Source organism: Oceanobacter sp. 5_MG-2023 (genome assembly GCF_030548165.1).
In the GTDB taxonomy this organism is placed as follows: domain Bacteria; phylum Pseudomonadota; class Gammaproteobacteria; order Pseudomonadales; family Oceanobacteraceae; genus Oceanobacter.
Map to the genome: position 1 here is coordinate 1 of NZ_JAUORS010000038.1, position 11,428 is coordinate 11,428.

7 protein-coding genes are annotated in these 11,428 nt (G+C 43.5%); all 7 read left to right on the forward strand.

All coding sequences use genetic code 11. The features are described 5' to 3' along the window. The first annotated feature begins 208 nt into the window (after nt 1-208). From Q4551_RS15755 to pglX, 7 genes are read left to right on the forward strand one after another with little or no spacing between them, the layout of a single operon-like run. The gene (locus Q4551_RS15755) at nt 209-1,075 is read left to right on the forward strand and encodes a WYL domain-containing protein (protein ID WP_303434852.1); all 867 of its coding nucleotides are present in this window, start codon (nt 209-211) and stop codon (nt 1,073-1,075) included. After that, nucleotides 1,072-1,671 (forward strand): DUF1819 family protein, encoded by a 600-nt coding sequence (locus Q4551_RS15760; RefSeq protein ID WP_303434854.1) that lies wholly within the window; start codon nt 1,072-1,074, stop codon nt 1,669-1,671. Before Q4551_RS15755 ends, Q4551_RS15760 begins: the two co-directional genes overlap by 4 nt. After that, nucleotides 1,668-2,246: a DUF1788 domain-containing protein gene (locus Q4551_RS15765; protein WP_303434855.1), complete on the forward strand. Its 579-nt coding sequence runs from the start codon at nt 1,668-1,670 to the stop codon at nt 2,244-2,246. The genes Q4551_RS15760 and Q4551_RS15765 overlap by 4 nt, the downstream gene beginning before the upstream one ends. A 10-nt stretch (nt 2,247-2,256) precedes the next feature. Next, entirely contained in the window at nt 2,257-5,970 is a 3,714-nt protein-coding gene (brxC, locus tag Q4551_RS15770) for a BREX system P-loop protein BrxC (protein WP_303434857.1), read from the forward strand. 40 nt (nt 5,971-6,010) lie between these two features. Next, the gene (locus Q4551_RS15775; RefSeq protein WP_303434858.1) at nt 6,011-8,131 is read left to right on the forward strand and encodes a RecQ family ATP-dependent DNA helicase; all 2,121 of its coding nucleotides are present in this window, start codon (nt 6,011-6,013) and stop codon (nt 8,129-8,131) included. Between the two features lie 4 nt (nt 8,132-8,135). Next, on the forward strand, nt 8,136-9,560 hold the full coding sequence (locus Q4551_RS15780) for a DNA-processing protein DprA (RefSeq protein ID WP_303434860.1): 1,425 nt from the start codon (nt 8,136-8,138) through the stop codon (nt 9,558-9,560). After that, on the forward strand, nt 9,561-11,381 hold the full coding sequence (gene pglX / locus Q4551_RS15785; protein WP_303434862.1) for a BREX-1 system adenine-specific DNA-methyltransferase PglX: 1,821 nt from the start codon (nt 9,561-9,563) through the stop codon (nt 11,379-11,381). Nucleotides 11,382-11,428 lie beyond the last annotated feature (47 nt).

Sequence of the window (11,428 nt, forward strand, 5' to 3'; positions counted from 1 at the left end):
TTCTGGTCATCAGACACCTCGTTTATGGTGGCGATTTTACCACCTACGTTGGTGTCCGGAATCATTGAACCACTACATTCTATGAATCCTTGATGCTGAGTTATGTGTAATAGATTTTTCTGATAGTGTAAATTTAGTTTACTGCCAAAAAATTTTACATATGGTAGCGGCTATTGCAGAATGCTGGCATAAGATCTGGTAATTAATGATGTCTAAAAAAAACTATGCAGGGCTACAGCGATTAAAGGCAATTGAAGTGCTCGCTTACTGGGAAGGGCGGCTCATCACTAATCAGCTGGCCAACCTGTTCGGTATTAGTCGACAAAGAGCTTCGGCAGATATTAAAAATTATCTTGAAAATCATAACCCCAATGCACTTAAGCATGACCCTAGAGTTAAAGCGTATGTCCCGATAGAAGGCTTTAGCCTTGTACTGACAACTGGTCATATCAATGAATATATGGATTTGATTGCCGGGCTATCGTGTGAAAAAATGGCTTTGGCGATTGAGACTGACGTTAACGTTGTAGGATTGCAACTACCCAACCGGTCTGTTCGGCCTGAAGTGACGAGAAAAGTTGTCAATGCTTGCCGGAATAGAACCAGCCTGAAAATTCGTTATGCTTCCATGGGTAACCCTGCACCACACGATCGGATTATTTCACCACATACTATTGTGTCAACCGGATTTCGTTGGCATGTCCGTGCCTATTGCCATACTCGACAGAGTTATCGTGATTTTATCCTTTCACGCATTAATGGCATTCCTTTAACGGTCGATGTGGTAGCGCCTTCAATAAAAGAAGATAATGATTGGAATGAGATGATAGCAATCAATATTATTCCTAATACATTACTCTCTGATGCGCATAAAAAACTGATTGAAAAAGATTATGGTATGTCAGATGGACGGCTACAGCTAAATATTAGAAAAGCTTTGGCACATTACAGCTTGCAGCGTTATCAGGCAGCGATCACAGAGGATGACATCCGTAATGTACAACAATACCCCATACAGCTTGAACAAACAGATCGTGAAAAATTGAATCCTTACCTTTTTGGAGGTAAGAAGTGAACGCATTCTCTTATAATAGTGATCTCAACGGCGGCTCGTTGATGGTTCGTGAAAGTCGTATTATTGCCGATTTATTACTGAAAAATGCTACAAATGATGAATGGCAGCGAAGAATCCAGGTAGAGAATGAATTACAAAAGCGTACTGTTGCAACCGCCAAACGATTTTCGAGGGCAATACGTTCCAGGTTAGAGCGGTTAGAGCCAGAGTTCTGGCAAGCACTTAGAGACGGTGATGATGAGCTGGCAAGTCAGGTTGGCTTTGTTTCAGTGCTTGAACGCAACCTGTTGCTATTGGAGTTCATGGAGCGTGTAGTAAAAGATGCCTATGATTCCCATTCAGAAGTGCTTAAATCATATCAGTGGTTGGACTTCCTGGATGATTGCGGCAACAAAGACCCTAAAATACATGACTGGAAAGAATCCACCAGAAAAAAAATGGGCAGTGTCGTTTTTCATATATTGTCTGAAGCAGGTTACCTGGAAAACACACGCACCAAAAGAATACAGAATGTCCTGATTCGCCCTGAAATCAAAGACATGCTTAACAATACATATAGAAAACGCTTGTTAGCGAGTATGGATATTCGGTTATGAACGAACAATTACAGAAACGTTTAAATAAGGTTCCAGATATTATTCTTTCCGATGAATTTTTGAATAAAAATGGATTGGCTGGAGATCTTTGTTTCTGGATTTTTGACTATGCCCCTGAGCATGAGTTGCAAGTCAGGGACTACTTGAAATTCCTGGATGGAATGATAAGTGACAAGCATGATGCTTTAAAGGTAGTTCATGTCAATCTTTTAGAAGACATGATTACATACCTGAAAGATCGTAAATTATTAGAACGAGCATTTGATCTACAGAGAAAAAAAGGCGATGCGGCATTAATAAAAGCGATGAAAGGCCCGTTACATATGGACAAGTTCGTTCCTTTTTTACTTAAGCATCACAACATTCAAAGCCAGAATCTTGTGCTTTTTTCGGGTGTCGGGTCGGTATGGCCACTATTACGGGCACATAACTTACTCAATAGCCTGCATGCTGATTTAGGCCACATACCACTTGTACTGTTCTATCCGGGTGAGTACACAGGCAAAGACCTCACTTTATTTAATCGGATTCCATCCAATAACTACTATCGAGCGTTTAAATTAATTAGCGAATAAGGACATAACAATGACAGCTATAAAAGATATATTTTATAAGAATATCGAGCGCTCGATTAATGGTGTAGTGAAAGCTGACCAAAAGGATGATAGCACCGTCTATATAGAACTGGATGAATATGTTGTTACGAAAGAGCTAGACCAGCATTTCAGAGCATTCTTTGAAGTCTTCTCAACCTCACTAGACGATAAATCCCTGGAAGACAAAATTGGCGTCTGGATCTCTGGTTTCTTTGGCTCGGGTAAATCACATTTTCTAAAAATCCTGTCGTACCTGCTAGCCAACGTAGAATCAACATCGCCAAGCGGTGATAAAAAACATGCTGTTGATTTTTTTGATGAAACCAAAATCCAGGATGCAATGATACGGGCCGACATCCAAAAAGCAGCGCGAAACAGCTCCGATGTTATCTTGTTTAACATCGACAGCAAATCCGGTACCCGTGACGACTCAAACCCGATTCTAGATGTATTCTTGCGAGTATTTAACGAATTTCAAGGCTTCAGCAGCGACCATCCTCATATTGCACACCTGGAGCGCTATCTCGAAAACAGAAATATACTGGCCCCCTTTACTGAAAAATTTGCCGAACTCAGCGGATCAACCTGGAAAGCCGAGCGTGATGCCTATCACTTCTTTCAAGACGACATTCAAAGCGCATTAGCCGCAGCGCTAAACATCTCAGAAGACGACGCAGAAAAATGGTTCGAAGACTCAGAAGACAATTTTGATGTTAACGCCGAACGATTCTGCGAATGGGTAAAGGAATACCTGGACAAACACCCAGACCCAAACCGCCGCATCCTGTTCTTAGTGGATGAAATTGGCCAATTTATTGGCAAAAACACCGATAGAATGCTTAAGCTGCAAACCCTGGCTGAAAACCTGGGCACCATTTGTAAAGGCCGTGCCTGGATCGTCGTCACAGCACAAGCCGACATGGATGCCACCCTGGGTGAGTTATCCAGTTCAGAGTCGGATACCTTCTCAAAAATTGCTGCGCGATTCAGTACCCGCTTATCTTTATCCGGTGCCAACGTCGATGAAGTGATCGAACAGCGTTTATTGCGTAAAACACCAGTAGCCAACATCGAACTAAAAGCGATCTACACCAAAGACGGCGACATCCTAAAAAACCAAATCATTTTCGATAAGACAGGGCCAACCTTGCGTTCGTTTGAAAATGAATCTGATTTTGTACAGTGCTATCCATATCCGCCCTATCAGTTCCGCTTACTGCAAAGTGTCTTTACCGAAATCAGAAAGGTCGGGGCAACCGGTGCGGCACTCTCGAACGCTTCACGATCGATGCTGGACTCATTCCAGGTAGCTGCCTTGCAACTGAAAGATGCACAAGTGGGCGCCTTAGTGCCGATGCATTATTTTTATCGTTCAGTTGAGTCTTTCCTGGAACCCGCTGTTAAACAAGCGATCGACAATGCCGCCACAAGTTCATTGTTTACTGAATTTGATATTAGCTTGTTAAAAACACTGTTTATGATCCGCTACGTCGACCTGGTAAAAGGCACCGTCGACAACTTGATCACATTGTCGTTGAATACCATCGACGAAGACAAGGTTATCCTGCGTAAAAACGTGGAAGAAAGCCTGCAGCTGCTCGAAAAGCAATGCCTGATCACATTAAACGGTAACGAATATTTGTTCTTAACCAACGAAGAGCGTGATATTACCCGTAAGATCAGAGCTACAGATATCTCGACGTCGGAAGAAACCAAAGCCCTGACCGACCTTATCTACAAAGAGCTACTAAACGATAAAAACAAATTTCGCTACCTGATAAACAAGCAAGATTACAGCATTGGTCGATTTCTGGATGGTCACTCACTCGATGGCCGCTACGAAGCCGATTTGAAAGTCGAAGTATTGTCACCATTGGATCCAGATTACAACATGTACTCTGAAGCGGCTTGTATCAATCGCAGTACCGAAGGCATGGGCTCAGTGATTATCAAATTACCCGATGATCGTGCATTCTTCACAGAAGTCGGTACCTGGTTAAGAACCAATAAATTTATTCGCTTAAACAACGACAGCAGTCAGCAAGATATCTCACGTATACTGGCCGACCGTGGGCGCGAAAACCAAGAGCGCAGAACGCGCTTACGTATCAATGTAGAAAGCTTGATGTTAAGTGCAGAAGTCTACTGCCTGGGTCAGCATCTTTCCGTCAGTAAAAGCAGTATCGCGACACGGTTCGACGAAGGCTGTTTATACCTACTCGAAAATACATTTACTAAATTAGCCTACTTAAAAGTTTTGCAGTCAGACCCTTTAAGAGAGTTAAGCGCTGTACTGACAGCTGATGATATAGCTCAATTGGGGTTGTCACTCGATGGGGCAGAAGGCAATCCTCAGGCCGTCACTGAAATGCAACAATACATTCATTTAAAAGCCAGTGGTAACGACCGTATCTTAGTCTCAGATATCGTTGATCGTTTTAGTAAACGCCCATTTGGCTGGGCAGATAATGAAATTCTATTAATACTTGCCCGCTTGGCTGTCGCCAATCAACTAACATTCCAACTCAATGGTGGCACACTCGCTAACAAAGATGCTTTTGAACCACTGTCTAATTCACGTAAGCGTCGTGAGTTAGCCATCATCAAAAAGCGCCAAACCGATGAAAACGTACTCAAACAGGCCAGAAACCTAACCAAAGATTTATTTTCATCCATGGGCCCCGCAGGCGAAAAAGAACTGTTTGCCTTTTATAATCAGCACATCAACCAATGGTTAAGCAACTTAACCAGCTACAAAAGCAAAACAGACCTTGGCGGATTCCCAGGTAGTAAAATTATTGGCCAAAGCATAAACATGCTGCAGCGATTACTGAGCCATGACGACAGCTTCGACTTCTTTAAACACATTGTTAGCAACAAAAATGATTACCTCGATTTAGAAGAAGACTACAGCGATGTACACGAATTCTTCTCAAACCAGCTTACTATTTGGCAACAGCTGAAAACAGCGCTCACCGGTTTTGAAAGTAATAAACAAATATTAGAGAAAGACCAAAAAGCTGCCGCAGCACTGCAAGCACTAAAACATATTAAAGACAGCGATGCACCTTACAACATGCTCAACAAAGTAGCGGGCTTGATCGATACCGTTAAACAGGTTAACGACGCTAAAGTAGAAGAAAAACGTGAACACGCCCTGGAACGCCTTGATCATAAAATACTTATGCTACAGCAAGAAATAACCAAATCAGGCATTGAAAATTCAGAGCTGAGCAACCGTTTATTGCGTCCACTGCAGCAAGTAAAAGAAAACCTGACAGTGCAAGCCAGCATACCGCAAATACTCATGCTGCAAACCCATACCGCTGATGAACACCTGGACGATAGTCTTAAATTACTCGCAAGCGAAGTACTAAAAGAGCAAGATAGACGAGCCGCTGCCGAACAGAAAATCAAGCAGCAAGCAGCTGATTCAGGCAGACAAGGCTCAGTCAACGCTCAAACAATTGTCGAAACAGCAAAAGGTCATCCTGCGGCAGCACTAAAACCAGATGCAGAGCCTGCCCAAAAACCATTGATGAAGCCTAAAACAGTGGCCGAAGTATCGGTATCAAAAGTCTACGATTCAGTATTAACCGAAGCGTATATTGAAACACCGGAACAGGCAGAGCAATTTCTGAACGAACTCAGGCAACAGCTGAATGTCGCCATTCAAAATGGCTCAAGAGTGCGTATTAAATAATCAAGGATAGATCAAGAATCGATTAGGGACAGGTGAAAAGATGATTCAAGCAATAAATACAAGCAGCATAAAACCACAAGCACTTGCACAGCTGCGGGAAATGACAAATAACCCGGAAGCGGAATTTCACCATCACCAATACGAAGCAATTTCAGGGTTGGTGGAGAATCGAAAAAAAATGCTGGTTGTGCAAAAAACCGGTTGGGGAAAATCGGCTGTTTATTTTATTGCTACAAAATTACTGCGCCAGCAAGGTCGTGGCCCCAGTATTATTATTTCGCCTTTAATTGCCTTAATGCGTAACCAAATCGACAATGCCAAGCGCTTGGGTTTAGACATCGTCACGATTAACTCTTCACTAAGAGAAGACGAGCGTTCGGCTAATGAAAATAAAATCATCAATCAGCAAGTCGATGCCATCATCATCTCACCAGAGCAATTAGCCAATGAAAATCTGGTAAATTCGGTATTGAGCCACGTGCTATCGAACACAGGTTTGTTTGTCGTCGATGAAGCCCATTGTATATCTGATTGGGGGCATGATTTCAGGCCGGATTATCGTCGCATCGTGCGTATTATCCAGCACATGCCAGATAACATGCCAATATTGGCTACCACTGCTACCGCTAACGACAGGGTTGTTACTGATATACAAACACAAATAGGCAGCGGAATGATTACCTTGCGAGGTGAGTTAATGCGTAGCTCATTACACCTGCAAAATATACCGCAGCTCCCTAAGTTACATCGCTTGGTTTGGCTGGCAGAAACACTGCCCAAGCTAGAAAACTCGGGAATAGTGTATGCAAAAACCACCCGGGATTGTGATCTGGTAGCAGATTGGTTGCAGAGCAATGGCATCGATGCACAAGCTTATCATAGTGATTTAGATGCAAGCACGCGCATCCAGTTAGAGAGCGACCTAATAAATAATCGCTTAAAAGCATTGGTTTCAACATCGGCACTCGGCATGGGATTTGATAAACCCGACGTCGGCTTTGTGATTCACTTTCAAGCACCGGGTAATGTTATCGAATACTATCAGCAAGTGGGGCGTGCTGGTCGTGGTATTGATAATGCCTGTGGCGTATTAATGCTAGGAGAAGAAGACGAAAAAATACAGCAGTTCTTTATTAATAACGCCTTCCCATCAGAGGACCAGGTTCAGGAAATTCTCACGGCATTAGAAAAATCCGACGGTCTCAAAAAAGCTCAAATAGAACCACTAACCAATTTATCCACAAGCATGATCGATAAAGTATTAAAGTTTCTAAGTGTTGAAGATCCATCACCCATCTACAAAGATGGAGCAATCTATACCCGAACGGCAATAGACTACGAACTACCTCACGAAAGAATCCAGCGCCTGTCAACAATAAAAGTAGGTGAATGGCAGCAACTACTCGATTACCATCAGTCAAAAAAATGCCTAATGCATTTTCTGGCGGATGCGCTAGACGATGATTTTGCAACAAATTGTGGTAAATGTGCTAACTGCGCACCACAGCAAAAACTGGATGAAGCGATCCCACATGATAGAGTTTTAGTCGCTAGTGAATTCATGAAAAACCGTTATGTAAAAATTAAACCACGAAAAATATTTGGAGCCTCCAAGGCATTAGCTTTATCGGCATTTCCCGTTTATGCATTTCCCTACAAAGATGCAAAGCTACAATTTAAAGAAGGATTGGCGCTTTCACGCTGGAAAGACGGTATTTGGGGAGGTCTGGTCGCTGATGGTAAAAGAAAAAATGAATTCAGCGATGAACTCATTGCTCCCATGGTGAAAATGATTAACACATTACCGATAGAACAGAAGCCTAGATGGTTAACGTATGTGCCTTCACTAAGACACCCAGAACTGGTCAAGAACTTTGCCCATAAGCTGGCCGCAGTATTGGGTATTTATTGTAGCGATACGGTCACTATGGCCGAGCTACGCCCAGCACAAAAAGACATGGAAAACAGTTATCGTCAAAGTAAAAATCTAGATGGTGCATTCAATTTTGATAAAAGCCAAATATATACTGATCCAGTCTTTCTATTGGATGACGCCGTCGACTCAGGTTGGACGTTTACGGTAGTCTCCGCGCTATTAAGACAACAAGGCGCAGGCAATGTCTATCCCATTGCCTTAACAAGCACCAGTGTGCAAGGTTAATCTCATGCAAGAAAATAAAGTGCTACAAGCCACATTGTTACTTAGTTGTTACTTCAATAAGAATGAAATAACAACGCTCAAGCCACTTACGCCTACGGAATATGCAAGATTTGCCTTGTGGTTGCACCAAAATGGATTTACCCCAGCCGACTTATTAGATAATCAAGAAGCGATATTAGCGCAATGGCAAGACCCTAAACAAAAAATCACCCCAGAACGAATTGCCACCTTGTTTTCAAGAGGCTTAAGCATGGGGTTTGCACTAGAGCATTGGGATAAACATGGTATTTGGGTCGTCTCGCGCGCAAGTGCTTCATATCCCAAAGCCTTAAAAGGAAAGCTGGGTGATATACGGCCGCCAATATTTTTTGGCGCAGGCAATCAGGCATTATTAAACAAACCGGGAATAGGCTTTGTTGGCTCGCGTTCAATCGATGCCGATGACGAAGCCTTTGCCACAGAAAAAGCAGAACTAGCCGTTGCACAGGGTTACACCGTTGTCTCTGGCGGAGCCAAAGGTATCGACCAAGCCGCTATGTTATCGGCACTGAATTGTGGTGGCGAATGTGTAGGTATTATGGCCGACAGCTTGTTAAGAGCATCCACCAAAAAAGAATATCGCCAAGCACTAAAAGAAAACCGCTTGGCGCTTATTAGCCCTTTCTATCCAGAAGCCGGTTTTAATGCTGGCAATGCGATGGCCAGAAATAAATACATATATACACTGTCAAACTCAGTCGTCGTGGTAAAAACTGATTTCAATAAAGGTGGCACCTGGTCGGGTGCAGTGGAAAATTTAAAGAAAGGTTGGGTGCCATTACTCGTACGAAACAATAATCACCAAGGCAATCGAGAACTTATTAAACTAGATGCGATTGCCATTGACGAAAACTTCAATAACTTCAATGATCTTAATCGGTTATCGGTAGAAAAACCAAGCATTGTCAATCAGCCAGATACTCCTCCTATGGAGGATCTTTTTTCGGCACAAGAGCCAGAGCTGAATCCAGACCAAATGCAGCTACCAGATCAAGTGCAGCTGCCAGACCAAGTGCAACTGCCAGAAAAATTGAGTGTGCAAAAAAATCAGCAAGCACTGGTAAATAACACAAGTGCTAAAAATAACGATAAAAATACTACCGATAAAAACGCTATAGACAAAAACACTGACGAAAAAAGTGATGATTTCAACGAAGTCTTCAAAAATTACGGTCGTATATTTCACCTGTTCTACCAAGGTGTTGTTGAAACTTACTCACAGCACACCGAGATCACCGCAGATTTATTATTAGAAAAATACCCAGAATTGAAAAAATCCCAGATCTCCGAATGGCTAAAACTACTCGAAGCAGAAGACTTCTTGCTAAAACCTGGTCGAAAATTAACCTATATACTAGCCGATAAAACATCGATACAAGGTTTACTGTAAATGAACACAGCCGATCTAAAAGCATACGCACCCAAAGCACGCCGCGACTTTATAGCCGCCGTCACCAAACAAGCGCAAAAATACGGTGTTACCGCAAGCGTTATACACCCAGTAGACATCAACGGTGACGTTTGTGTGGTCAACGGCAAACCGTTTCCTGCAAGCCTTGCCCCCAAAATCAATAAACTAGGCGAGCGTGTTAACAGCCAAGGTTTTGCACAAACCATGGAGCAAATCGCGTACTCATGGTTCAACCGCCTAATCGCCATTCGCTACATGGAACTGAACGACTACCTTGGCCATGGCCGCCGCGTATTATCGCACCCAGAACATCCTACAGGGTTTCAGATTTTAGAAGAGTGTACAGAGCTAACTTACGGCAACAGCGGTGAAGCAGGGGAGCTGCCAGGCTTAACCCACGAAAAAGTAGTTGAGCTAAAACTAGACGGCACCCAAGACGAACAACTCTACCGAGAACTGTTATTAGCCCAGTGCCACGCGCTGCATCAGGCCATGCCGTTTCTGTTTGAAACCATCGACGATGAAACCGAATTACTGCTGCCCGAAAACCTCACCAAAACCGACTCGTTAATCCACGACCTCATCACCGGCCTAGCCGAAAGCAATTGGCGCGATAGTGAAACGGGTAAAGGCAACATCGAAGTGGTCGGTTGGCTTTACCAGTTCTACATCTCCGAGAAAAAAGACGAAGTCATTGGCAAAGTGGTAAAAAGCGAAGATATTCCTGCGGCTACCCAGTTGTTTACCCCCAACTGGATCGTAAAGTACATGGTGCAAAACTCTTTAGGCGCACAATGGTTAGCCACCTATCCAGAATCGCCTTTAAAAGCGCAGATGGAATACTACATCGAGCCAGCCGAACAAACCGATGAAGTCAACGCCCAGCTTAAAGCGATCACCCCAGAAAGCCTGAACCCAGAAGAACTCACCCTAATCGACCCAGCCAGTGGCTCGGGCCACATACTGGTAGAAGCCTACGATCTATTTAAAGCCATCTACCTAGAACGCGGTTACCGCCAGCGTGATATTGCCCAGCTGATATTAGAAAAAAATCTATTTGGTTTAGACATCGACCAACGCGCCGCCCAGCTCACCGGCTTTGCCCTAATGATGAAAGGCCGAGAAGACGACCGCCGTTTATTTGAGCGTGGCGTAAAGCTGAATGTAATGGCCATGGTCGATAGCACCCGCCTAGACGTCGACACCTTAGTACACGGCATTGAGCTATCACAACACCATTTAAATGCAGAAGACCTAACCGCACTCAAAGACCTATTCGAACACGCCACAACTTTTGGTTCGCTCATTCAAGTACCGCAAACACTGGCAGAAAAACTACCCGCACTAAAGCAGTTAAGTGAAACGAACAGCCAAGATATGTTTGTGAAGGAAGTGTTGGAGCATTTAGCGCCCTTGGTAAAGCAGGCTGAAATACTGGCAGCGCAGTATGATGCAGTTGTGGCGAATCCGCCGTATATGGGAAGCAAGGGGATGAACTCGACTCTTAAGGGGTTTGCTTTGAAGGCTTATCCTGCATGTAAGTCTGATTTATTTGCTATTTTCATGGAACGCTCATTTGGATTGTTACGGAGCGGAGGTATTAATTCACAAGTAAATATGCAGTCGTGGATGTTTCTTTCTAGTTTTAACGAATTGCGTGAGTGGTTGATCAAGACTCGGTTGATTCGGGGGCTAATGCAAATTGGTTACAATAGCTTTCCAGAACTCAATTCGAAGGTTGTTCAGTGTGTTGCTTGGGTTGTACAGAACTGTTCTGGTCAACAAAACCGGACACATTAATTGGCTAATTTCTCATGCTCCGCCGGTGACAAGTCACCGTTCGAGGA

What these genes read in the sequence shown, in the direction of transcription:
- Q4551_RS15755 (WP_303434852.1), top strand. Translation starts at nt 209, where the DNA reads ATGTCTAAAAAAAACTATGCAGGGCTACAGCGATTAAAGGCAATTGAA.
- Q4551_RS15780 (WP_303434860.1), top strand. Translation starts at nt 8,136, where the DNA reads ATGCAAGAAAATAAAGTGCTACAAGCCACATTGTTACTTAGTTGTTAC.
- Q4551_RS15775 (WP_303434858.1), top strand. Translation starts at nt 6,011, where the DNA reads ATGATTCAAGCAATAAATACAAGCAGCATAAAACCACAAGCACTTGCA.
- pglX (WP_303434862.1), top strand. Translation starts at nt 9,561, where the DNA reads ATGAACACAGCCGATCTAAAAGCATACGCACCCAAAGCACGCCGCGAC.
- Q4551_RS15765 (WP_303434855.1), top strand. Translation starts at nt 1,668, where the DNA reads ATGAACGAACAATTACAGAAACGTTTAAATAAGGTTCCAGATATTATT.
- brxC (WP_303434857.1), top strand. Translation starts at nt 2,257, where the DNA reads ATGACAGCTATAAAAGATATATTTTATAAGAATATCGAGCGCTCGATT.